25 protein-coding genes and 1 pseudogene are annotated in these 24,725 nt (G+C 40.1%); 10 read left to right on the top strand and 16 right to left on the bottom strand.

What is annotated here, in order from left to right; genetic code table 11:
- Window positions 1-48 precede the first annotated feature (48 nt).
- Entirely contained in the window at window positions 49-1,116 is a 1,068-nt protein-coding gene (gene aroB / locus HW120_RS13115) for a 3-dehydroquinate synthase (protein WP_177734538.1), read from the bottom strand.
- 97 nt (window positions 1,117-1,213) lie between these two features.
- Between aroB and HW120_RS13110 the strand changes: the two genes are divergently transcribed.
- Window positions 1,214-2,389, top strand: a complete 1,176-nt coding sequence (locus HW120_RS13110) for a proline dehydrogenase family protein (RefSeq protein WP_177734537.1) — start codon at window positions 1,214-1,216, stop codon at window positions 2,387-2,389.
- 33 nt (window positions 2,390-2,422) lie between these two features.
- Here HW120_RS13110 and HW120_RS13105 read toward each other — a convergent pair whose 3' ends face one another.
- From HW120_RS13105 to HW120_RS13090, 4 genes are all read right to left on the bottom strand, one after another.
- Window positions 2,423-2,689, bottom strand: coding sequence for a hypothetical protein (locus HW120_RS13105; protein WP_177734536.1), 267 nt, complete (start codon window positions 2,687-2,689; stop codon window positions 2,423-2,425).
- Between the two features lie 44 nt (window positions 2,690-2,733).
- Entirely contained in the window at window positions 2,734-3,618 is an 885-nt protein-coding gene (locus HW120_RS13100) for a carboxypeptidase-like regulatory domain-containing protein (RefSeq protein ID WP_177734535.1), read from the bottom strand.
- A 55-nt stretch (window positions 3,619-3,673) separates the two neighbouring features.
- Window positions 3,674-4,225, bottom strand: a complete 552-nt coding sequence (locus HW120_RS13095; protein WP_177734534.1) for a hypothetical protein — start codon at window positions 4,223-4,225, stop codon at window positions 3,674-3,676.
- 414 nt (window positions 4,226-4,639) lie between these two features.
- Window positions 4,640-4,867, bottom strand: coding sequence for a helix-turn-helix domain-containing protein (locus HW120_RS13090; RefSeq protein WP_177734533.1), 228 nt, complete (start codon window positions 4,865-4,867; stop codon window positions 4,640-4,642).
- Between the two features lie 202 nt (window positions 4,868-5,069).
- On the opposite strand from HW120_RS13090, the gene HW120_RS13085 reads away from it, so the two are divergent.
- From HW120_RS13085 to HW120_RS13045, 9 genes and pseudogenes are all read left to right on the top strand, one after another.
- On the top strand, window positions 5,070-6,536 hold the full coding sequence (locus tag HW120_RS13085; RefSeq protein ID WP_177734532.1) for an RHS repeat-associated core domain-containing protein: 1,467 nt from the start codon (window positions 5,070-5,072) through the stop codon (window positions 6,534-6,536).
- Window positions 6,537-6,544: 8 nt separating this feature from the next.
- Entirely contained in the window at window positions 6,545-6,919 is a 375-nt protein-coding gene (locus HW120_RS13080; RefSeq protein WP_177734531.1) for a hypothetical protein, read from the top strand.
- Window positions 6,920-7,006: 87 nt separating this feature from the next.
- Window positions 7,007-7,555: a hypothetical protein gene (locus tag HW120_RS13075; protein WP_177734530.1), complete on the top strand. Its 549-nt coding sequence runs from the start codon at window positions 7,007-7,009 to the stop codon at window positions 7,553-7,555.
- Between the two features lie 123 nt (window positions 7,556-7,678).
- Window positions 7,679-8,131 carry a hypothetical protein gene (locus tag HW120_RS13070; protein ID WP_177734529.1) on the top strand — a complete coding sequence of 151 codons (453 nt, stop codon included), beginning with the start codon at window positions 7,679-7,681 and terminating at the stop codon, window positions 8,129-8,131.
- A 661-nt stretch (window positions 8,132-8,792) separates the two neighbouring features.
- Window positions 8,793-10,265 (top strand): copper-containing nitrite reductase, encoded by a 1,473-nt coding sequence (gene nirK / locus HW120_RS13065; RefSeq protein ID WP_177734528.1) that lies wholly within the window; start codon window positions 8,793-8,795, stop codon window positions 10,263-10,265.
- A gap of 120 nt (window positions 10,266-10,385) precedes the next feature.
- Window positions 10,386-10,703 (top strand): annotated as a pseudogene (locus tag HW120_RS13060) (c-type cytochrome); the annotation flags it as partial.
- A 16-nt stretch (window positions 10,704-10,719) separates the two neighbouring features.
- Complete coding sequence (locus tag HW120_RS13055) at window positions 10,720-11,541, top strand: formylglycine-generating enzyme family protein (protein ID WP_394353022.1); 822 nt, start codon at window positions 10,720-10,722, stop codon at window positions 11,539-11,541.
- A gap of 10 nt (window positions 11,542-11,551) precedes the next feature.
- Window positions 11,552-12,154 (top strand): SCO family protein, encoded by a 603-nt coding sequence (locus HW120_RS13050; protein ID WP_177734526.1) that lies wholly within the window; start codon window positions 11,552-11,554, stop codon window positions 12,152-12,154.
- A gap of 3 nt (window positions 12,155-12,157) precedes the next feature.
- Window positions 12,158-13,435, top strand: a complete 1,278-nt coding sequence (locus HW120_RS13045) for an alginate export family protein (protein WP_246296988.1) — start codon at window positions 12,158-12,160, stop codon at window positions 13,433-13,435.
- A 61-nt stretch (window positions 13,436-13,496) separates the two neighbouring features.
- On the opposite strand, the gene HW120_RS13040 is transcribed toward HW120_RS13045, so the two are convergent.
- The 11 genes from HW120_RS13040 to HW120_RS12990 form a co-directional block, all read right to left on the bottom strand.
- On the bottom strand, window positions 13,497-13,946 hold the full coding sequence (locus HW120_RS13040; RefSeq protein WP_177734525.1) for a CopD family protein: 450 nt from the start codon (window positions 13,944-13,946) through the stop codon (window positions 13,497-13,499).
- Window positions 13,943-15,154 carry a hypothetical protein gene (locus tag HW120_RS13035; protein WP_177734524.1) on the bottom strand — a complete coding sequence of 404 codons (1,212 nt, stop codon included), beginning with the start codon at window positions 15,152-15,154 and terminating at the stop codon, window positions 13,943-13,945. The genes HW120_RS13040 and HW120_RS13035 overlap by 4 nt, the downstream gene beginning before the upstream one ends.
- Before the next feature lie 32 nt (window positions 15,155-15,186).
- Entirely contained in the window at window positions 15,187-15,903 is a 717-nt protein-coding gene (locus tag HW120_RS13030) for an anaerobic ribonucleoside-triphosphate reductase activating protein (protein WP_177734523.1), read from the bottom strand.
- On the bottom strand, window positions 15,845-16,021 hold the full coding sequence (gene nrdD / locus HW120_RS17795; RefSeq protein WP_177734522.1) for an anaerobic ribonucleoside-triphosphate reductase: 177 nt from the start codon (window positions 16,019-16,021) through the stop codon (window positions 15,845-15,847). Before nrdD ends, HW120_RS13030 begins: the two co-directional genes overlap by 59 nt.
- Window positions 15,990-18,125 carry a ribonucleoside triphosphate reductase gene (locus HW120_RS13020; protein WP_177734521.1) on the bottom strand — a complete coding sequence of 712 codons (2,136 nt, stop codon included), beginning with the start codon at window positions 18,123-18,125 and terminating at the stop codon, window positions 15,990-15,992. The genes nrdD and HW120_RS13020 overlap by 32 nt, the downstream gene beginning before the upstream one ends.
- A gap of 18 nt (window positions 18,126-18,143) precedes the next feature.
- Window positions 18,144-18,875 (bottom strand): iron-sulfur cluster repair di-iron protein, encoded by a 732-nt coding sequence (ric, locus tag HW120_RS13015; RefSeq protein ID WP_177734520.1) that lies wholly within the window; start codon window positions 18,873-18,875, stop codon window positions 18,144-18,146.
- 19 nt (window positions 18,876-18,894) lie between these two features.
- The gene (gene nadB / locus HW120_RS13010) at window positions 18,895-20,409 is read right to left on the bottom strand and encodes an L-aspartate oxidase (protein ID WP_177734519.1); all 1,515 of its coding nucleotides are present in this window, start codon (window positions 20,407-20,409) and stop codon (window positions 18,895-18,897) included.
- 11 nt (window positions 20,410-20,420) lie between these two features.
- On the bottom strand, window positions 20,421-21,353 hold the full coding sequence (nadA, locus tag HW120_RS13005) for a quinolinate synthase NadA (RefSeq protein ID WP_177734518.1): 933 nt from the start codon (window positions 21,351-21,353) through the stop codon (window positions 20,421-20,423).
- Between the two features lie 87 nt (window positions 21,354-21,440).
- Window positions 21,441-23,639 carry a nitric-oxide reductase large subunit gene (locus HW120_RS13000; RefSeq protein ID WP_177736361.1) on the bottom strand — a complete coding sequence of 733 codons (2,199 nt, stop codon included), beginning with the start codon at window positions 23,637-23,639 and terminating at the stop codon, window positions 21,441-21,443.
- Window positions 23,640-23,739: 100 nt separating this feature from the next.
- Window positions 23,740-24,264, bottom strand: coding sequence for an azurin (gene azu / locus HW120_RS12995; RefSeq protein WP_177734517.1), 525 nt, complete (start codon window positions 24,262-24,264; stop codon window positions 23,740-23,742).
- Window positions 24,265-24,282: 18 nt separating this feature from the next.
- Window positions 24,283-24,672 carry a group III truncated hemoglobin gene (locus HW120_RS12990; RefSeq protein WP_177734516.1) on the bottom strand — a complete coding sequence of 130 codons (390 nt, stop codon included), beginning with the start codon at window positions 24,670-24,672 and terminating at the stop codon, window positions 24,283-24,285.
- Between the last annotated feature and the right edge of the window lie 53 nt (window positions 24,673-24,725).

Here is a 24,725-nt window from a genome sequence, read left to right as displayed (position 1 = left end):
TGTAAAAAATATTACAGCGTATTTAAAAACAATTTTATTAAAAAAATATTAGTTTTTATAATCTTCAAAAGCCTTGTAAATCAAGGGGTTTTCGACCTCCTGATTGATTTTTACATCACCAATACCGTTTAGCAATACAAAACGAACGCTGCCGAACTCATTTTTCTTATCGTGGATAAGTAAATTCAGGATCGCATTTATATCGTTTTCGGTAAACACTACAGCAGGGTAAATATCGGAAATTACTGCTTTGATTTCCTGGTATGCTGCCGTGTTTATAAAACCTTTTTCAAGTGATAAAAAGGCTTCCAGTATCATACCAACGGCAATTGCTTCGCCATGTAATAAAGTGGTTTTGTCGTCGCTTTCCAGGAAATAACTTTCAATGGCATGTCCTAAAGTATGCCCGAAATTCAATGCTTTACGGATGCCTTTTTCGGTAGGATCCAGCGCTACCACATTATTTTTAATCGCAACCGATTGATGAATTAAATTATTCAAATCATCTGTATCCAAGCTGCTTAAGTCTTTAAATTGTTCCCAGTAGTTTTTATCCTGAATCAAACCGTGTTTCAGCATTTCTGCCAGTCCGGAACGCATTTGTGTCTGGGGTAAAGTTTCCAGAAAATGGGTATCGACCAGTACCGCTTTCGGGTTTTGGATAACGCCCACCTGGTTTTTAAGACTGCCCAGATCCACACCGTTTTTACCACCCACGGAAGCATCCACCATGGCTAACAGGGTTGTCGGGACATTGATAAAATCGATACCTCTTTTATAGGTGCAGGCAACAAATCCGCCCAGGTCGGTTACGACACCGCCGCCCACATTCAGGATGATGCTTTTTCTGTCGGCACCCAGTTCTGTGAGGGCATGCCAGATCTCCACACAGGTTTCAATGGTCTTAAAAGCCTCTCCGGCATCAAATTCAATGATTTCAATGGGTACTTCCGTCGCCAGATTGGCTAAAAAGTCCGGCAGGCAATATTGAGCCGTTTCACTGTCAACCATTATAAAAATTTTGGAATACACCTCCTTTAAAAGGGTTTCCGTTAAATATTCATAACTGTTTTCGTTAAAATGAATGGCATAACCATTTGCTTGTATTGTGTGCATCGCTGAAATATTGATAATCGAACGGCAAAATTCGTGATTTTTTATGAAATATTCTTAAACTGTAGTTATATTTGCATGTATATTTTCAATACTACTAATGGAAAAGATATTCAACAATACGCAGGTTGCTTTTGCACTTAAAAGCGATACAGAGCTTGACAGAGCTTATTTTCTTTTTAAAATGATCGACAATGAACCGTTGGTTAAAATAGGAACAGCCGTTACCAATTTTGCTTTAAAGGCACATCTTCCGGTAGAAGGATTAATCCGGGCTACGGTATTTGACCATTTTTGCGGTGGAGTGAGTGAGGATGACTGTCTGAAAGTGGTGGACAGAATGTTTACCAAAGGTGTGACTTCGGTACTGGACTATTCCGTTGAAGGAAAAGAAGACGAAGCCCAGTTTGATGCCGCTTTGGAAATGACCTTAAAAACGATTGAATTTGCCAAAGAACGTCAGGCGATTCCTTTTGCAGTGTTTAAACCAACCGGATTGGGACGTTTTTACCTGTATGAGAAATTGGGTGAAAAACAAACGCTGACAGCCGATGAGCAACAGGAGTGGGACAGAGTAGTGGCACGTTTTGAAAAAGTGTGTAAAACGGCTTATGAAAAAGATGTTGTATTGCTAATTGACGGGGAAGAAAGCTGGATGCAGGATGCTGCAGATGAGTTGGTAGCAAACATGATGCGCAAATACAACAAGGAAAAAGCAATTATTTACAATACGCTGCAAATGTACCGTTGGGATCGTTTGGATTACTTAAAGAAACTGCATGCGGAAGCAAAAGCGGAAGGTTTCCATATCGGTATGAAAATCGTTCGTGGGGCGTATATGGAAAAAGAGCATAAAAGAGCAGAAGAGAAAGGTTATAAAACCCCGATCTGTGCTTCTAAAGAGGCAACCGACATTAATTATGACAGCGCAATCCAGTACATGATCGAGCATATCGATACGATGGCAATCTTTGCCGGAACGCATAACGAAAACAGTTCGTACCGCCTGATGCAGTTAATGGAGGAGCACAATATCCCGAAACATGACAGCCGCGTTTATTTCGGACAGTTGTATGGTATGAGTGATAACATCAGTTATAACCTTGCTGCAAACGACTATAACGTATCGAAATATTTACCATTCGGACCGGTTCGTGATGTGATGCCGTACTTAATCCGTCGTGCAGAAGAAAACACTTCTGTGGCCGGACAAACCAGTAGAGAGTTAACCTTACTGAAAACAGAAAGACAACGTCGAAAAATAGAAGATAATTAAAAAAAAGCCTCCAATCGGAGGCTTTTTTATATTTCAATCCGCAAGAATAAGCAATAGGCTACTGCTAACCGACAGTAAAAAGGAAAACAGGTAAGTCGACTTAAAGACGAGTTTATCAACGGCAATCCATTTTAGAGTAGCTACGATTAGAACAGCCTGGTTGGTAATAAGTAAAGGAATAGTGATGATTTCTCCTAAAATAGTTACTGCCTGAATCGTTGTGTCGGTATAGCTGTATAAAATTAAAGCTGAAAAATACAGGCAACACACGATGCTTGCGATGAATATAAATGTTCTCATATTTTAGTTTTTTACGGTTTATGATTGTGTTTTTAATCCTTGATTTACTTAGTGAGCGTTAGTCCAAAAGAAAGGTTTCGTTTTGTTTTGGGATCAACATTGTTCTCCAATACGGTATTTAAGGGCTGGAGTTTCTTTTTTCCGTCAAAAGTGTATCTTAAAAAGGTTTTGGCGGTATAATCGTTTGTTGCCTTATCGGTTAATAGAGGTCTTACGGAATTGTTATTGGCTGTTAAAGTTCCATTTACAGCAACATCGCCGATTACTTCAATACCAATAAACAGCCCGTTTTCCGGTAGTTGAATATCGGAATCTGTCAGATCAAGTTCAACTTTTTCCTGCTTTAAAGAATTACGGTTATAAACGGCGCTAGTAAATATTTTATCATGAATCTGCTCCTGCTGTACCGTATATATATTAATACGGAACAACGTTTTGATGTCTTTTTCTGTTTTTTCAAAGCGTTTCTTTTCAAAACGCAATTCCAGTTTGGTTATCATCGCATTTGTGTTTCCGGTACCTGGAATTATTAAAGTGACCAGTTCTACCCGGGAGGATATTGGAAAACTACCGTGATTAAAGCTCTTTTTCAAAAAATCAATATGTTTGACACTATTGGCGTTTGTAATTATTATTTCATGTAGCGGCTTTGTTTTAGGCGACATTATAATGGTGTCCTTTATGAGAGCTGCTTTAATCGAATAATTGTTATAAGCAATATGGGATAGCATTACGCTATCATTGGATTTATTATTTACGGTAAAATATCCTTTTTCATCGGTATAGGTTCCGTCATTTTTATTGTACCGGACAGTTATATACGGGATTGGTTTTTGGGTTAAGGAGTCAATAACCAGTATCTTTTGGGAATGCAATTGTATTGCGGTAAACATAAACAGGAATAGAAATAGGATATGTTTTTTCATCATATTAGGTTAAAGTTGGTACCCACAATAAATCAAACCTCAAATATCAAATATTGGGTTAACATCCAACAACATCACAACCGGTATTGACCCATAATACATAGTAACAACAGTTTCTGTAACAGGAATTTTCCTCAAGTGAAAAAGGAGGACCACAGGATGTTCCCCAAAATTTCATTGCGGTAGCTGGGGATGAATTTCCCTTTTCAATTTCGTTAATTAAGTCTGTTCTGACAAATGATTCAAAGTGACTGTTTGTTGTAAAATTAATCAGATCAGTAGCATGCTGTATAAAATCATAGCATACAATTTCAAATAATTCCCTTTTATAATCAGCAAAATATAAAAGTTCCTGATAATCTTTACTGGTAACAATATAGCCGGAAATACTTTTGCCGGATTCATTTAAAATTTCTGAAATAATAAGCGTTTGTTTATTGACCGTAGTTTCAAGAGATTTTCCCAGGTTATACCTGTTTGGGTAGTAATTGTCTAAAAAATCAGTAGTCTTATTTTTTATAACCGCTACTTCATTTTTTCCATTGCCTAAAAATAGGCCTGCACTTAATAAAAACAGCAATAGTGCTACTTTTAAAAATAAATTTTTCATAATAGCTAAAACTTCCCTTTGCAGATTGCTGCCATTAAGGACGATAATTTCAGGTACTTTTTCTGGTTACGATACCGCCCTGTCAACTTCAATTTTCATGGATCTGCTAACATTTCTATATTGGATTCAGAAGCAATTGTAGTTCAAAAAATCCATCCGTTTAGTAGTTCTTTAAAAATTAAGGTCAACCTTATAAAAATACTGCATGCCTTGTTTTACGTTGATTTTTACGTTTTTGAAAAATAATTGTGTGGTAAATAAAGTATAATTCTGGAACATCCGGATGCCAAAATAACAATAATTCTTATTTTGAGTATAATTGCGTATATAGAGTCAGATTATACTGTATTTTGTTGTCAATAAAACCAAAAAAGCCACTCTGTATATGGCTTTTAAATAGCATTTTTTCAGGTATCAAACCTCAAATGTATTCACTTCCTCAAGGTCATTAAAAAAGGCAGCACAATCGGTTTCTAATATAACGAGCAACTGTAACAATCGTTTTATGGAAAGAGTGGTTTTTCCATTTTCAATGCGTCCGTAATAGCTTTGTGAAATATTCATCCGCAAAGCAATATATTCCTGCGAATACTTTTTTTCAAGTCGCAACAGCCGGATTTTAAGCAGTACCCTGTTAACCATAATAATCGTTTTTATTTAAAATAAATGGTGGCGGGGAAACAGCAATATAAAGAAAATATCAAAATATAAATAATATTCTAATTTATTTTATACCAAATAGGTATTATTTAGAACTATATGGTTTAGGAAAATTGCGAAAACATTTTAAAATTTGAGTTTAACTTTTCTGTAAAAATCAGGCAGAATTTAAACGCAATGTGATATGAAAAAAATGTTTTGGATGTTATGCTTACTGAGCCTGCATATTACTGCTCAGACAGTTGTAGAAAACGGCGCTACGGATGATTATACTTATGATGCTTCTGGCAATCTGATCCGGGATGCCAACAAGAACATCACCAATATTACCTACAACCACCTGAATTTACCGGTAGTCATTACCTTTTCCAACGGTGACAAAATTGTGTATCTTTACAATGCTGTGGGTGAAAAAAGACAAAAGAAAGTCACTGTTGGCGATAAGACTACCGTTACCGATTATCTGGGCGGATTCCAGTATGAAGACGGCGAATTGAAATTCTTTCAGCATGAAGAAGGATATGTGGCTGTAACGAATAGTGACAGCGGAATGGATTTTACGTATGTGTACAATTATACCGATCATTTGGGTAATGTGCGTCTGAGCTGGGCAAAGGACAATACTACCGATGCCCTTAAAATCATCCGCGAAAGTCATTATTATCCGTACGGACTGGAACACAAAGGCTATAATACACAAAAGTATGCTTTTATAGTCCCTGAAAATGGTATTTCGGGTATCTGGACGGAACAGAAAAAGACAATAGTAAACCCTTATCGATACAGCTATAACGGAAAAGAATTTCAGCATGAATTAAGATTAAACCTATACGACTACGGTGCCCGGAATTATGATCCTGCGATTGGTCGATGGATGAATATCAATCCGCTGGCAGAAAAATCCAGGCGTTTTTCGCCCTACGTTTATGCATTGGACAATCCGGTCTATTTTATCGATCCGGATGGTATGCAGGCCATAAGTACTTCCAATATTTATGATGACCGTATACAAATGACTACAGCAGTGGGGAATGAAAAATATGGGGAGAATGATGATCCAGGTGATAAATTTGTTACGTTAAGAGATGCTGCACATGATTTCGGGAAATTATATAATGGATTTTCGATTATTAATAAAACAGAATTACATACAATTTTTTATAAAACTAAAGATTCCGAAGGAAATCCTTATTATACTTATTCTGTCCCATCTAAAGGGACTAATGGATCTGTATCGTTTGATATTGTTAAATCGGATATAAAATCTGTTATGAATGATAAAAATGCAGAGATAATGGCTGATGGTCATACACATGGAGCTGATAGACCTGTTAGCATTGGTGGTGGAAAATTTACAAGTGATGATAATAAATTCTCTGATGATGATATAAGTATTTATAAAAACACATATACTAATAGCGATGGAAGTATAGGAAATCCATATAGAAAACCCGTAATAGGATTTTTAGGAACTCCAAATGGAGGGATAAATGAATTTGACCCTAATAAAAATTATGGAAAATCAAAACCAGGTGAAGCAAGACCATATAATAAACCTATTTTCACAGATTTACCATCTGATCCTAATTCAAAAAATTTAAGATTAAATACGATATCACCTAATGTGGTATCAAGAATTTTACCTAAATAATTGATATAATGATAAAGATAACAATAACAACATTCTGGATAATTATAATAGCTATATTCTGTAATGGATGTAGTTCATTAAAAGATAAACCATACAATCCCGTAACAGATCTCCCTAAAAAGATTACTGAACGATATGCAATTGACATTGTTACAGATAAAGAAATGGCATTGAAATTAGCCGATATAATTTATAAGGAACAATACAGGAATATTGATTTTGAACAATTAAGACCTTTTACTGTAAACTTAATAGCTGATGGTAAAGTATGGGAAATTATCGCTTCTTCTAAGAAAGTAGGTGTACCAGGAGTGGACAGAACTTATTATTTAAGAATTAATAAAAATACTGCAGAAGTGATTAATTTGTGGGTAAAAAGATAATGTTTTATACTGAAAAACTACAGTTTTCCAAAGGTTTACCGCCTAAACCAAAAAATAAGATTGAATATTATATCTCCTAATATTATTATGAAAAAAAGTATAATAAAAACATCATTTATTCTAAGCGTTTTAAATTTTATAGGATGTACAGGTACAGATTATAACAAAAAAACTGATTTTGATCAATATACAATGGATATTCCTCAAAGCTGGCGTAAAGTTGAACTCAAAGGGATAGATTCACATGTTTTTTTAATTATTACTAAAAATGGTGATTCTATATTTAGTGACTATGGAAAATATTCAGAAAAGTTTGATGAAACTAATAAGGTATTCTCTTATGAACAAATAAAAGAATTTAAATCCTCAGGAATGGATATTACAGGTTTATATTACTCAAAGAAGCCAGAAATAGATCAAGCACAGGGTACATTTTTAAAAGAGTATTACTATTATGATACAATCAATAAAATTACTGGAAAAATTAAAGTTCCTAAAATTACTGGAAAAGGTGAAGTAGGGATATATTTCAGCAACCTTAAAGACAATAATAGTTTAACAATTTCAGGTAAAAACCTTAATGAAGCTGATCAGAACATCTTACTTGATTCATTTAAAAGTATTATGATTAAATAGCGTTTATATTATATTTTCATAATGGAAAGCAATAACAGAAGATGAAATTATGACCTACAGTTGGCAGAGAAATCAGATGTTTTTGCCTTACGGTTATGCATCAATCAAAATTCTTAAGTTCAAATGATCAGAAAAAATATTTTTAGAAATTCTTCTTTTTCAATAGTATATATATTGATGTTCGTTTTTTTGGGAATAATTTCCTGTAAACAAAGAGATAAAGCAAAATCTGTATGTGTAAAGAAGATCTCCTATGATGCTAAAGAATTAACACTTAGTCCATCATTATTGAAAATCATCATTATTGACTCAAATAATGAAATAATTAAAAAAATAGACTCTGGATTATTAAAAGATATTATCCTTTATTCAATAAAAAAAGAGGATTGGGTTTATTTTAGAAAAATTAATTATCATGAAATCAACGATAATGAAATTACAATAGGATTAGAAACCAATTACTATAATTTTGATGAAAATAATAGATGGTCTTCCGAAAAAGTTGAAAGATCATTGGAGAAAAATATTGGATTAGTAATAGAAAATGATACAATAAGAATTTCGAAATGTAAATAGGTAATATATCAAAATATTAATTATGCATAGACAACGATAGCAATGAAAAGAAGTATATTATCATACATATCTTTTGTGTTAGTTTTGGTTTTAATAATTTTAGAAGTTATCATTACTAATAAATATCTTTTTATTGAAGGTTTAAATATGAGAAAGACATTAGTTATTATATCATATTTTATCCATCTTCCACTTTTTATAATCAATTTAATTTTAACCGTAAAAATATTTTTATTCTGTTACAGAGGGAAATTTCAGAATCATCGTAGAGATTTTTACCTTATTTTACCATCACTTCTTTTTTATTTTAGCTGGTTGGTTTATCTTATTTATGGAATAACAAACTAATTTCAAGGTTAATAAACCACTCTGTAATTTATATCCAAACAATAACTTCTGTATAAAAAGGATGGAATAATTTCCATCCTTTTGTATATACTGCTGTTACGCATCATTCTCTGATTTTTATTTGTTTACCTAACCATTATCAGACCTGATTTTACGATCCGATCATCACTTCCCCTTTTGTCATAACGGTAAGTATTATGACCAATTAGTGTACTGAATATTATTTTTTTCGGGCATGACTGGAATCATAATAAAGCGGTAAGCAAGAACATAACTTTACCTGACAAATTAAGTTAAACGAAAATCATTAGACATGAAAATCAAATTAAAAATTGTGGTGAGTTTGTTGGTAATAACAACAATTACAATCGGTTTGTTATCATTTAGGGACAAATCACCAGGCGATCCGACAAAAATTAAAGTAGTAGGAGAACAGGTTGCAGAACTCACTTCACCGCCGTTTGTACCCAAGCCTATAGGCAACCGTGCAGCAACAAAACTGATTGTAAACATGGAAATCAAGGAACTGGAAGGCGAAATGACTGCCGGGGTGAAATATGTTTACTGGACCTTTGGCGGTTCTGTTCCGGGAAGTTTTATCAGAACCCGTATTGGAGACGAAGTGCAGTTTCATTTAAAAAACCATCCCGATAACAAGCTGCCACACAATATCGACCTGCATGCAGTAACAGGACCGGGTGGAGGTGCAACCTCTTCTTTAGTTGCTCCGGGACATGAAAAAGTATTTAACTTCAAATGCCTGAATCCGGGGCTATATGTTTACCACTGCGCTACAGCTCCGGTGGGGATGCACATTGCCAACGGTATGTATGGGCTAATTCTGGTAGAGCCCGAAGGCGGATTGCCTCCGGTAGACAAGGAATACTATGTAATGCAGGGTGATTTCTACACCAAAGGAAATTATGGCGATCAGGGAACCCAGCCTTTCGATATGGAAAAAGCAATCAAGGAACAACCGGACTATGTTGTTTTTAACGGTAAAGTAGGCGCTATAACCGGGGACAATGCCATCACGGCAAAAAAAGGAGAAACAGTCCGTATTTATATGGGTAACGGCGGACCGAACCTGGTATCGTCCTTCCATGTGATCGGTGAAATTTTCGATAAAGTATACCTCGAAGGCGGAAGCGTTATCAATAAAGATGTACAGACCACCTTAATACCGGCCGGAGGTGCTGCAATTGTTGAATTTAAGGTTGATGTTCCGGGCACCTTTATCCTGGTGGATCATTCCATTTTCAGAGCGTTTAACAAAGGGGCTTTAGGTATGCTGAAAGTAGAAGGCGAGCAGGATAAAAATGTCTATTCAGGAACGGTACAGGAAGGAATCTATTTACCGGAAGGCGGAACGATCCAGAATATGCCTAAAGAAAAAGACGCACCCAAAGCGGTTGCTCCCAAAACACTGGACGAAAAACTTAAAGCCGGTAAAGAAATCTATGGCAGAACCTGTTTTGCCTGCCATCAGTCTGAAGGACAGGGCATCCCAAGCGCCTTTCCGCCATTGGCCAAATCAGATTACCTGAATGCCGATACAAAAAGAGCAATTAATGCAGTACTGCACGGGTTGACAGGCGAAATAACGGTAAACGGTAAAAAATACAACAGCGTGATGACCAGCCAGAACCTGACAGACGATGAGATTGCCAATGTATTGACGTATGTGTACAACAATTGGGGCAATAATAAAACCAATGTAACCACAGCAATGGTAAAAGCCGAACGAAGCAAACCGGCACAAAAATTAAAAGATATCCACGAATAAAAGAATAAAATCATGAAAAAAGTAATAGCAGGAGTCGTGATCGCTTGTTTTACAATTGGTCTGACCGCTTTTACTGCTCCGGTAAAAGAAACTGCAGCAAAAAGCAATATGCAAAATACCGATAAAGGAAAAAGTATCTATGCCAAGACCTGTATTGCCTGCCATCAGGCTAACGGTCAGGGCGTACCCGGTGCTTTTCCGCCACTGGCAAATTCGGATTATCTGAATAAAGACGCTAATCGTGCCATCCGGACAGTTCTTAACGGACTGAGCGGTGAGATAACGGTAAACGGTAAAAAGTACAATGCAATGATGACATCACAAGGCTTGACAGATGAACAGGTTGCAGATGTTTTGACCTATGTGTACGGCAACTGGGGCAATAGCGGTAAAAAGGTCAGCCCGGAAATGGTCAAAGCACAGCGAGGTAAAAAATAAAGTAAAAAAAACAGCCATGTATCAGCCCGATAGAATTGTTGTCAGTCTTATAATCGGTTTTATAACCGTATTCCTGAATGCACAGGAAACAAAAATGGTAACCATAAAAGGGGGGACTTTTGTTCCCCTTTATGGTGCTACCACCGAAAAACCGGTAGCTGTTTCCTCTTTCAAAATAGATGTTTATCCGGTAACCAATGCCGAATATCTGAATTTCGTAAACCGGAAACCGGAATATACCCGTTTCGGAATTAAAGCCATTTTTGCCGATAAAAGCTATTTATCCTACTGGAAAAATGATTTTGATTACGGTGCGAATAAAAGTGATGCTCCTGTTACCAATGTTTCCTGGTTTGCCGCAAAAAAATATTGTGAATGCCAGGGAAAACGCATGCCCACAATGGACGAATGGGAATATGTAGCCATGGCAGATGAACAAAAAGCAGATGCCCGGACGAGAGAAGAATACAACAAATACATACTGAGCTGGTATGAAAAGTCAAAAACGTATAACAATGCCATAGGGCAGACCTTTAAGAACTATTGGGGCGTTTACGATATGCACGGCCTGATTTGGGAATGGACCTCCGATTTTAACAGCATACTGCTTTCCGGCGAGTCCAGAAAAGACAAGGACACCGATACCAGTTTATTTTGCGGAAGCGGTGCTGTAAATGCAACCGACCTGATGAATTATGCCGCTTTTATGCGATATGCCTTCCGGGGCAGTTTAAAAGCGAATTATTCAACACGAAACCTGGGATTTCGATGTGCCCGGGATATAGCCCCTGAAAAAGATTTGATAAAAAGTACAACAACTTTTTTAACGGAACAATAAAGCAAACAACATGAAAAAAATACTGTTAGGATTACTGATAATCCTTGCCGGGATACAACATTGTAATTCCCAGGAACAAACCCCGGAAAGACTTTCGGAAGCCGGGGAATTTTCCGGACTTTCCATCTATAACCTGCCTTCCAGATGGACCACTCAGGACAATAAAGAGATCGAAATGAAAGACCTTAAAGGAAAAGTTCTGGTCATGGTCATGATCTATACTTCCTGTAAGGCCGCCTGTCCCAGATTAATAGCAGATATGCGGCATATCGAGCAGCGGCTGCCGGAAAACATCAAAAAGGATGTCAGACTGATTATGGTGAGTATCGACCCCGAAACCGATACGCCCAAACGATTAAAAGCATTTGCAAAAGAAAACAAAATGGAAGGGGAGCAATGGCTGTTTCTTCGGTCAACGGAAGAAAATACCCGGGAATTTGCAGCGGTACTGGCGGTAAACTATAAAAAGATAACGCCTGTGGACTTTTCGCATTCTAACATCATCAGTGTTTTTAACACCGGCGGAGAATTAACTTTTCAGCAGGAAGGACTTGGCATCAGCTATGACGAAACGGTTCGTAACATTATTGCTGAGGCAGCAAAACACCATTAAACCATGATGAAATTAGTACAAAAAACAGGCTTGTTATTCAGTTTAATAATAGGCTCGGGCGCCTGTGCCCAGGAATTTGACGCGAATATACAGTTAAGACCGCGTTATGAGTATCGCAACGGCTTTAAAGAGCTGATGAAGGACGGGGCACTACCCACTTCGTTTGTATCCCAGCGGTCCCGTTTGAATTTAAATTACCGGCACGAAAAATTAAAAGCGGTAGTAACCCTGCAGAATATCAGAGTCTGGGGAGATGTGCCCACAACGGCCGTGTCCGATAAAAACGGGATAGCCCTTTATGAAGCCTGGGCGCAATATGCACTAAACCCCAAATGGTCGGTAAAATTGGGCAGGCAGGTACTGTCCTATGACAATCAGAGGATAATGGGTGAGATCGATTGGGCACAGCAGGGGCAAAGCCATGATGCCCTTTTGATCTCTTTTAAACCGGACCGGCACCAGCTGGATTTGGGTTTTGCTTTAAATTCGGATGCCGAAAAACTGTACCGCGATCTGTACACAACAAGTTACAAGCACATGCAGTATGCCTGGTACCACACCACATTTGATGCATTGGGAATGAGTTTGCTGTTTCTGAATACGGGCTTTCAGTATGAAGCAGCTCCAACCGAATTACGGGAAAACAACCTGCAGACCTTCGGAACGTATCTGTCCTATAAAAAGAGCGGTATCACGGCAGATTTAGGCTTGTACGGACAAACCGGAAAAACGAGAATGGCAACGGATAATGCGACGGTTCGTGCCTTTTATGCAGGGCTTACACTTAATTATGCCTTGACCAGTAAAGTAAGCATTGGAGCCGGTTATGAATACCTTTCCGGTACCGGACAGGACAATACGGATGCAAAGAACAAATCGTTTAACCCGATATTCGGAACCAACCACGGTTTTAACGGCTTTATGGATTACTTCTATGTAGGGAACTATAAAAATACAGTGGGCTTGCAGGATGTATTCCTGAAACTGGGATATTCGCAGGATAAGTGGCAGTTCAACATGATGCCGCATCTTTTTATGACGGCGGCAACGGTACTTGATCCGCAGCAGACAACCGAAAAAATAGATTCCTATCTGGGTACCGAAATAGACATTACGGCAGCGTATGCCCTCCAGAAGAACATAACCATTACTGGTGGTTATTCCCAGATGTTCGGTTCCGGCACACTGGAAGTTTTAAAATCAGGAAATAAAGGACTGGATAACAACTGGGCCTGGCTTATGATAAAAATCAATCCCAGAATATTCACAACGGCAAAATAATGCTGTGCCGCAGAAATGCCCCGGTAGGATTATCGACTAATCCTACCGGGGCATTTCTATTTTAATGAATCCCGCCGTATCGCACCGTAGAGCCCAATATCAGCATTGCCATTCCGGTTAGTGTAACACAAATGATAAGCAGTCCCATCACGTTCAGGTTGTCTTTATTCAGCTTTGGGATAACAAAAAAACGGGCACATAAGGCAAACAGGAACGTAAGCAGCAGTAACAGCAATTTGGCAGAGATTACGCGTTCTATGGGACTGGAAAAAGTAAACCACTGCTTTACCGGAATTCCGAAATCAAAAGCCATCCAGAGTCCGCTGAGCAGCAGTAACAGCAAAGCCGGCATACCGATGGCTTCATATTTTTTTTCAAAAGTGGTAATGATCTCCGGTTTTGTCTCTTTTATGGCCTGTGGCAGGAACCGGAGACACAGCAGCAGGTGACCGCCTACCCAGATGCAGGCAGCAAGAAGATGAACGATCAATATAAGATGATGGTAATTCATGGTTTGTTTTTTTTGAGGATTTTTAAAAGCAATACTATTAATCCTAAAGGCAGCAGCAGTGAAAAACTAAATAGGAGTACCGTATAATTGGGGATGGTTCCTTTGCCGAAAAAGAAATAGCTGCCCTGTAAAAAAAGAAGTATTTCTGTAGCCAGAAACCCGCTTAAGAATAGGAAAAGCCCAAGTTGGCTTTTTTTATTGTTTAAAAAATTTAAGGCAGGATTTGCTGCTGCAAACAGAAAAACGGCACTGTTGATGATCCCGAGCATAAGGAGGTGGATAAAACCAATGGTAAAATTCCGGATATAATGGGAAGCTTCGGCTATTTCATTCCATATCGTAAAGCACTGCAGGGCAATTTTCAGCAATAAAGAAATCAGGCCGACACCAGCCAGTAACCGGATAAGGAACGGTTTGTCCTGAAGATAGCGCAGCAAAGGAATACGGCAAAGCTGATAAAAAAGCAATAAGGCAATAAACTGCAACAGTACTCCGGCGGCATTCGACCAGTACAATACGGCATTCGGAAAATACCAGTTTAGCGGTAATCCTAATGTTAGTATGGTTGCCAGGATGAGCAGGTTAAAGAAATAACGGAATTTTTTAATGTGATCGGCATCATTGCTGTCAGGCTGATTGAATAACAATGCCAGTACAGCAAAGAGAAACCAGCCGTTAAACTGAAAATGAAGAAAAAATTGTATTGCCGATTGGTATACGGCAGGATTTTTAATACCCGTAGCGCCGATGATTCCCAGTGACCACACGCCCGCAGTGGATACAAGCATAAACACAAGAGCAGCTTTCAGCAGTTTCCGGCCGGAAGCGGATTGGCTTTTTTGCTCTTTCCAGATTTTATAACAAAAGCAGTAACTGCAAAAGATATGAGCTGTTGAGAAAAATATTGAAAACAAGGCATAACCCTGGATCGGGAAGCTGACCATCATTCCGAAAACGGAACCTTGTGTCAGCCAGAATAAGCGGTTATAATACGGTTTTTCCCGTTCTTTTTCCGGTACAAAATGATGTAGTAATAATCCGTACAGCACCAGATACAGCCATCCCAATATAGCGGTATGGGAATGCCCGTGCAGCAGGAAAGTATAATCAAAAGGCAGCGGGGTTAGCTGGGAAAGCCGGAGAAAAGCCCCCATGAGGGAAGCTATGAAAAAATTAATAAGGCAGACAATAAACCAGCTTTTTTTCATTTCAGATTATTTTTGATGGACAGCAGGGAGAACTATTCTCTAAAAATAAGGCAGATTTTCGAGCTGTAAAAGTTTTCTTTTTTTAATTTGATTTGTGAAACATCCAGTTTTGACAGCGTCGGGACATTATTCATATAATGCTGTATATAATAATTTCCGGTATATCCTTTTTCTTCCAGATAATCAACCATCCGGATAAAATCCGATTCCGGAATCAGATCCGAATGTACCGTCGTCCGGATCTCAAAAGGTATTCCGGCAGTGAGTAATAATGATAATGATTGTTCGAAATCTGAAAATAAATCCGACTGGGTAATGTGCTGAAATTGGTTGGGTAATGCTTTAAAATCCAATGAGACATAATCAATTAGATGATAGAGTAGTAATTGTTTTAATAACAATGGATTAGATCCGTTTGTATCAATCTTTACTGCAAATCCCATGGCTTTGATTGTAGTAATAAAAATATGGAGATGACGGTGCAGCGTACATTCACCGCCGCTAAGCACAACGCCGTCCAGCAGTCCTTTCCGGGATTCGAGAAAGCGGTAAATATCCTCAAAATCCAATGTGCCTTTTCCCAGTACAATTTCAGGATTATAACAATACAAACACCGCATATTACAGCCTGCAAACCAAACGATGCAGGCTGATTTATCCGGGTAATCCAGTAAGGTAAAAGGCGTGATATTATAGATCGGTCCTTTTGGTCTTACTTTCGCTGAAATGTGTGCGTTGCTGGTGTTCACCTTTTTTTCCTATATTAAAACTTTCTACCGGTCTGTGGTAGCCCATTACTCTTGTATAAACCAGACATTTACTTCTTTTGTCCGGTTCACTTTCCAGAAACTGTTGTTGTGTTTTCATATATTGTTGAATTAAGTTGATATGCTTCCCATAGTTGTGTGTCACATTTCGGACAGTATTCGTGTTCCCCGTTCAGGTAACCGTGAACCGGGCAGATACTGAAAACCGGTGTTACCGTGATATAAGGGAGTTTAAAATTGACGAGTACTTTTTTAATAAAGTTTTTACAGGCTTCCGGGGTACTGATTTTTTCCCGCATGTATAAATGCAGTACGGTACCGCCGGTATATTTGCATTGCAGGGAATCCTGTAAAAGCAGCGCCTCAAACGGATCTTCCGTATAACTCACCGGAAGCTGCGAACTGTTGGTATAATAAATATTTTCTCCCTGTCCTGCCTGGATGATGTCCGGAAAACGCTTTTTATCCTCTTTGGCAAAACGATAGGTCGTTCCTTCTGCCGGTGTGGCTTCAAGATTATACAGATTGCCGGTTTCTTCCTGAAAGGCGGTCATCCGGAGCCGGATGTAATCTAGTATTTCCGAAGCAAACCGTATTCCGGAAGCACTGGTAATATCCTGTTGCTGCGCGGTAAAATTCAGGATCATTTCATTCATACCGTTTACACCGATAGTCGAAAAATGATTCCGGAAATGTGTCAGGTACCTTTTGGTATACGGATACAGACCGCGGTCAAACATTTGCTGGATAAAAGCCCGTTTCTTTTCCAACGTAGTCTTTGCTATTAACAGCAGTTCGTCCAGGCGTTCATACAATTTCTGCTGATCGCCCTGATACAGGTAGCCCAGACGCGCCATATTGATCGTAACCACGCCAATACTGCCGGTCATTTCGGCACTGCCAAAAAGGCCGTTACCGCGTTTTAAAAGCTCTCTCAGGTCCAGTTGCAGGCGGCAGCACATACTGCGTACGGCATTGGGCTTGTAAGCATTCGGGTTTTCAATTTTGTTTCCGTCAGCATCGGTCATATACTGGCTGCCGATAAAGTTCTGAAAGTAGGAAGAACCTATTTTTGCAGTGTTTTCAAACAACAGTCCGGTATTTTCTCCTTCCCAGTCAAAATCTTCCGTAATGTTTACGGTCGGGATCGGGAAGGTAAACGGCTGACCGTTGGCATCGCCTTCGGTCATCACCGTATAATAGGCCTTATTAATAAGATTCATTTCCTGCTGAAAATGCCCGTAGGTCATGTCTGTAAGTTTTCCGGCTTTCCTTTCGCCGGCAAGACGGTTCAGCTTTTCGTTTTCTAATGCGGTAAACAGGTGCAGCCCGTTTTTGGTAGGGATCTGCTCTTTTAAATCGGCAGGAACAACCCAGTCTAACGTGATGTTTGTAAACGGCGATTGTCCCCAGCGCGCCGGAACATTCAGGTTGTAAACAAAGCTGCGGATCGCTTTCAGCACGTCGTCAAAAGAAAGCTGGTCTTTAAAAACATAGGGCGCCAGATAGGTATCAAACGAGCTGAATGCCTGGGCACCGGCCCATTCGCTCTGGAGAATCCCTAAAAAGTTTGCCATTTGCCCCAACGCTTCCCGGAAATGGGAGGGGGCTTTACTTTCAACCCTGCCGCGAACACCGTTAAAACCTTCATCAAGTAAAACCCTGAGGCTCCAGCCGGCACAATACCCGGTCAGGCAGTCCAGATCGTGTATGTGTAGGTCACCGTTGCGATGGGCATATCCTTCTTCTTTAGAATAAACCTTGTCCAGCCAGTAATTGGCAATGATTTTCCCGGCGGTATTGTTAACCAGCCCGGCATTGGAATAGGACGTATTGGCATTCGCATTAATGCGCCAGTCGGTCTGCATGATGTATTCTTCTATCGTCTGGGTACTGTTTACATAAGTAGTATCGTCATTGAGTCCGTTAATGTGTTCGCGCTGTAATTTTCGCGTATGCCGATACACCATAAAGGATTTCATGACATCAAAGTAACCCCGGTCAAATAGCGCTCTTTCAATGCTGTCCTGAATGTCTTCTACCGCCCATAGGTTTTTCTGTTGCAGCAGCAGCAATACCGAATCGTAAATATCCGGATCAAAAGTTTGGGAAACACTGTGAAAGGCCTTTTGGATGGCGTCCTTTATTTTAAAGCTTTCAAAGTGTTCGTAAATACCGTTTCGTTTGATGACATACTTTTTCATACTGGCGCTGTTTGGTGGTTAGGTATAGGATTCAAAATTTTTTTCCAGTGCAATCGCTCTCGGAAAAAGGATATTGTTTTCAAGATGAATGTGCTTGTGCAGGTCATTTTCGAAGGCTTCCAGCATAGCAAAGGTTACCCGGTATGTATTGCAGGCATCGGCAGGCGGGGTGTAGTTATCGGTTATTGCCGCAATTTTGCGAAAGCGTTCCCCTTCGGTATCGTGTTCTTCTTTCATCATGGCTACCGGATTTTCGACATTGCCGAAATGCGGCTGCTCGATAGGATGGTGGTAGAGCTGTGCATTGACCATTTTCCGGATAAACGGGAAAAGGATCAGTTCTTCTTTTTTCAGATGTGCTGCCAGATCGCCTGCTGATTCGGAAAAGAGCGTATTTACTTCAAACAGTTCCGGATGTCTTTCGCCATGCACTTTGCACAATTTAGATAGAAACTGCAGTAATACCGGCGTTTTTTCGGTGATATACCGGTGATGGGTTTTTTCAATATAATCGGTTAATAAATCCAGAGGCCAGGAACGGTAATCAATAGATTCCGATTCATTATTACTCAGGATCGTTTCGAGTTCGTCCTGAAGCATGTCCTGGTCGATTCTTTTTTTAGTACAGACTTCTTCCAAAGTGCGGTGCCCTTTGCAGCAGAAATCGATTCCGTATTTTGAGAATAAGGCTGCAGTTCTGAAATCCTGAGCAACAATTTCTCCGATAGTTATTTTAGTATTGGCTTCCATAGTTGAAAAAATATAATTATTAAGTCAGTGGGGTGACGTTTTTAGAATGTTTGGTTTGTTCGACAATTAAAGAGGCTACGGTAAGCATGTTGATCAGTTCGATAAAAGACGGTGTGATTTTCTGCTTACTGTTAATCTGGTCGGCTGTGGTTTTAAGCTGTTTGATGGTATTTAATGCTGTTTTGGCTTCTTTATCGGTATAAAAAGCAGTCATGGCCTGCTGCAATTCTTCTTTTAATGCCGCAAATCCGGAATCAGGATTGTCTGGTAAAACGGACTGCTGCTTATTCATAAAGATCAGGGATGAAAAGGCAATGGTATCAATGGTCTTGCAGATGTGTTCCGATCCCTGATGAGCAAATACAAGGGCTTCCAGCAGCGAATTGGACGCGAGGCGGTTTTTGCCGTGCAATCCGGTACAGGAACATTCCCCGATGGCATACAGGTTTTTAACCGTTGTACGGGAATGCTGGTCTACGGTTATACCGCCACACTGATAATGTGCTGCCGGTACCACGGGAATCAGGTCTTCCTGAGGATTTAACCCGATAGTGCGGCAATAATCGGTGATGGTCGGGAAGTGCCGGTAGAACGCGTCGTAATCAAGGTGTCTGCAATCGAGATAGACGTGTTTTTTGCCAGTTTTTTCCAGTTCGCTATTGATGGCCTGCGATACGATATCCCGCGTGGCGAGTTCGCCGCGGGTGTCATATTTAAAAAGAAAACGCTTTTGGTTTTCATCCACAACATAGGCACCGAAGCCTCGCAATGCTTCCGATAACAGGAAAAAAGGATGTTTGTTTGCTTCATAAAGCGCAGTAGGATGGAACTGTATGTAGTGCAGCTGTTCAATTGCCGCCCCGGCACGATAGGCCATGGCAACACCGTCGCCGGTGGCAACCTCCGGATTGGTGGTATTTTTAAAAAGCTGACCGCAACCGCCGGTACTCAGTACAATGGATCTTGCCCGGATATGTTTGATGCGATGTCTGGTTTTATTAAAATAGAAAACACCGGAACAATATTCCTGATCTGTTTTGTCTTTTTCGGTACTCAGGTCAACACACAGCTGGTTTTCCAGTAACCGGATGTTGGGTAATTGAGGGATTACCGCCAGTAATTTCCGTTCTATTTCCAGTCCGGAAATGTCTTTATGATGCAGTATACGGTTGCGGGAATGCCCGCCTTCCAGTCCCAGATCCCAGATTCCGGACGGTTTTGTATCGAAAGCAATGCCCATAGTGAGCAGTTCTTCTATTCTGTCCGGAGCCTGCTGAACGACCATGCGGACAATTTTTTCATTGCAACAGCCGCCACCGGCACTCAGGGTGTCCTGTATGTGCTGCTCGTAGCTGTCGTTTACCAGATCGGTCACTGTGGCGATTCCGCCCTGAGCATAACGGGTATTTCCGGTATCGGCCAGGGATTTGGTCATGATAACAATGGAAAGATCCGGGCGTTTCTGAGCCGTTTTGATGGCCAGAAATAAACCTGCCAGCCCGGAGCCTATGATGAGTATGTCTGTTTTTTCCATTTTTAAAACATTTATGAAAGGGACAACATTTTGCGTATGGGCTGTAAAGCTTTGTTTCGTAACGGTTCGTCAATCGTTATTTCCGGGCTTTCATTTTTCAGGCACAGCCATAATTTTTCCAGTGTATTCATTTTCATAAAAGCACATTCACTGCAGGCACAGGTATTGTCTTCCTGTGATGGTGCGGGAATAAGTGTTTTTTCCGGAACTTCTTTTGAAAGCTGATACAGGATACCGGCTTCCGTGGCGACGATAAAAATCAGTGATGGATCGTTTTTTATATAATGCAGTATCCCGGAGGTCGAACCGATATAGTGGGCTGTTTTCAGAATATGGCTTTCAGATTCCGGATGAGCTACTATTTTAGCGGTTGGATTTTTGGTATAGAGGGCGACAAGTTTATCAAAAGAGAAAGCTTCGTGAACAATGCAGGAACCGTCCCAGAGCAGTAAATCCCGGTTGGTTTCCTTGCGGAGATAGTTGCCCAGATTCCTGTCGGGCGCAAAGAGAATACTTTGTTCTTCGGGTATTGAGGCAATAATTTTTTTAGCATTGGATGACGTACACACAATGTCGCTCAGTGCCTTGATCTCGGCAGAGCAGTTAATATAGGTCACAACGGTGTGGTTGGGATATTGTTCTTTTAATTTTTTAAAATCTTCCGGTTTACAGCTGTCGGCGAGGGAACAACCGGCATCGGCATCCGGTAAGAGTACTTTTTTATCGGGGTTTAAAATTTTTGCTGTTTCGGCCATAAAATGCACTCCTGCAAATACAATGACCGCCGCATCGGTAGCGGAAGCTTTTTTGGATAGTTCAAGGCTGTCGCCCACAAAATCGGCAATTTCCTGAATATCGTTGTGCTGGTAATAATGTGCCAGGATTACCGCATTTTTTTCTTTGCGTAACCGGTTTATTTCCGCGATTAAAAATGATTTATTCATACTGTTGTTATTTTAATTGGGAAGATCCGGAAACAGTACTTTCATTTTGTATTACTGAAAGCGTTCCGGATATCCCCACTAAAAGACTTATACTGCTTTTTTCTTTTTAAAAGTAAGCGTAAAGACGAACCAGCACAGGGCCAGCACACCGAATCCGAAAATGGTGTCACCGATAGCCCGGAGCCATTTTAATGTTACCATTCCGGGTTGTTGCATCAATTCTGCCGAACGGGCATACCACATTCCTTTTTCAATGCTTTCTACAGCCTGCCAGATTCCGATTGGCAGTAAGCTTAGTAAAGCCATTAATAAAAGGCCGATATTGGTTGACCAGAAAATAAATTTCATCAGTTTTTCATCCCATTGTTCATGGCGGTACAGGCTTCTCAGTACAAACAGCATTAACCCGATGCCCAGCATGCCGTATACTCCGAATAGCGCCGTATGTCCATGCAAAGGAGTGGTATTTAAGCCCTGTACATAATACAGCGCAATAGGAGGGTTAATGATGAATCCGAATACCCCTGCGCCTAAGAAATTCCAGAAAGCTACAGCGATCATAAAATAGATCGGCCATTTATAATCGCGGATCCATTCGGTCGATTTGGAAAGTTTATAGTTGTGGAAGGCTTCATAACCGATTAAAACCAGTGGTACGATTTCCAGCGCACTAAAGGTGGCTCCAAACGCCATAACGGCTGTAGGAGTACCTGAAAAATATAAATGGTGACAGGTTCCTAAAATTCCGCCGGTCATAAAAATGATGGTTGAAAAAAGAACGTTTAAAGTTGCCGTTTTGGTTTTTAGCAAGCCCAGCCTTACGAATAAGAAAGCGATTACGACAGTTGCGAAAACTTCGAAAAATCCTTCTACCCATAAGTGTACAACCCACCAGCGCCAGTATTCGGCAATAGCCAGATTGGTCTGTCTTCCCCACATTAAGCCGGCTGCATAAAATGAAGCAATGGCCGTACAGGAAATAAGGAACATGATAATCAGATTCTTTTCTTCGGTTTTTTTCTTTAAAACCGGTAATAACGGCCGGATCATTAATGCCAGCCATAAAAACAGTCCGACCAGTAAGAATACCTGCCAGAATCGTCCCAGGTCGACATATTCGTATCCCTGATGTCCGAACCAGAAGTTATCGATCAGGTTTAATTTCTGCATGACCCCCATCCATTGCCCGGCCATAGAACCCAGTACAATCAGTAACAGGGCATAAAACAGGAAGTTGACTCCGAATACCTGAAATTTTGGGTCTTTACCGGAAACGGCAGGAGCAATATAAAGTCCTGTTGCCAGCCAGGCCGTTGCAATCCAGAAAATTGCCAGCTGTGTATGCCAGGTACGGGTAACGGCATAAGGCAGTATTTTATCGATCGGGATACCAAAGAATCCGTTGCCTTCAACACCATAATGTGCGGTGATAACACCCATTACAACCTGCAGGACAATTAACAGGCTGACAATCCAGAAGTACTTTTTAATCCGGTACATAGACGGTGTCATTCCTTGTTTTAGTAAAGGATCCTGCGCCGGGGTTTCCAGTTCTTCGGTTTCTCCGGATTTAACATGATAAAAAATCAGGATTCCGATACAGAAAAGGAGCAGGATGATACTCACACCGGACCAGACCAACAGGTCTTTGGTGGCGACATTGCCTACTAATTCTTCCGAAGGCCAGTTGTGGGTATAGGACACTTTGGCATTGGGTCTTTCGGTTACGGTAGCCCAGGTAGCCCAAAAGAAAAATGCTGTCATTTTATGCATTCTTTCCGGATCCCTGATTGCCATTTTTGGAATGGCATAATCTGCTCTGAGCTTATCAAATTCGGGATTATCCATAAACAATCCCTTATAGTATTCACTCAGATGGGCAATGGCAGCGACTCTGTTTGCCGAAATGGTAATTGTACCGGTATTTTTGTCAAAAGTGTTTTTACGAACATCGGCCTGTAACCGGATTTTTAAAGCGGCTTTCTGTTCATCGTTTAAGGTATTAAATGTTTTATGGTAATCTGCCTGAGCATATTTATTTAAAATAAATTCCGCTTCTTTGTGGAGCCAGTCGGCGGTCCAGTCGGGAGCTACGTATGCACCGTGCCCCCAGACCGTACCAACCTCCTGACCACCCATACTTTGCCATATATTCTGGCCGTCTTTGATTTGCTGACCTGTAAATATGACGGTAGTATCGTCAGCAATTATCTTGTCCGGTATGGGAGGTGATTCTTGGTATATTTCATAACCATAATATCCTAAAATGGCAAAGGAGATACTCATGACAAGTGCAAATCCGATCCATAGTTTTTTTTCTTTATTCACAATATTCTTTTTAGATATATAATAACTTGGATTAATCCGGGATGACTATCACGGAGCCTTATTCGACAATTAGTTTCCCTTTCATCACGGCATAATGCCCCGGGAACGAACAGATAAAGTCATAGGTTCCTTTTTCGGCTATTGTAAATTCTATGGTATCGCTTTCACCGCCGCCAATAACTTTGGTATGAGCAATGATGCTGCCTTTTTCCGATTCAGGAATGTAATCGGTAGCTTTGGCTTCGGCAGCCTTTTGTGCAAAAGCAGCAATATCGGTACCCGGTTTTAAGATCACCAGATTGTGACCCATTACCGATTTTTCCATTTTTCCGTTATGTTTTAAAGTAAGGGTGATGGTACCGGCAGTGGCCTTTAATTCATTGGTGGTATACTGCATCTGATCGGTACTTTCTATATTCAGTGTATTTCCTGCTGCCGGAGCTGCTGTTTCCGGTTCGGTAACGGTTTCTTCTGTAACGGTAGCTGCTTCAGTATTCGCCTCTTTGGTTTCTTTTCCGCCACAGGCGATAAGTGAAAAAAGTACAGCTGTTACAACAACGGATAGACTAAATGTTCTTTTCATTATAAATTGTTTTGATTGTTATTGATTAAAGTTTTGATTTTCAGTTTGATGATGCGCTATTTTGGCATTGAATACCGCCGCCATTCTTTCTCCCCGCCATTTTGCTTCCATGGCTTTTTCACCTTTAAAAAGACTGTCTACGGTTGCCGTAAAAACAGCGACCCATTGCTCGAAATGTTCTTTGTTCAGTGCTAGTTTGAGGTGTACCGGAAAGGGGCTGCCGGAATAGGTATGTTCGTCCAGTAAGATGGTCTGCCAGAAACGGTACATTTTTTCCAGATGCTGGTCCCAGTTGTTCCCGATAACGGTATTGAATATGCTGCCCAGCATTGCATCGCTGCGGATTCTGTCGTAAAAAGTATCTACTAATAACCGGATGTCTTCAAGCGTCAAAATTTCCCGTATCATATAATAAGATTCTTAAGGTTTTAACTTTAGTGTATGGTAAAGGTATTATGATT

The organism is Flavobacterium inviolabile (genome assembly GCF_013389455.1).
GTDB lineage: Bacteria > Bacteroidota > Bacteroidia > Flavobacteriales > Flavobacteriaceae > Flavobacterium > Flavobacterium inviolabile.
This window is presented reverse-complemented; position numbering and strand designations above follow the sequence as displayed.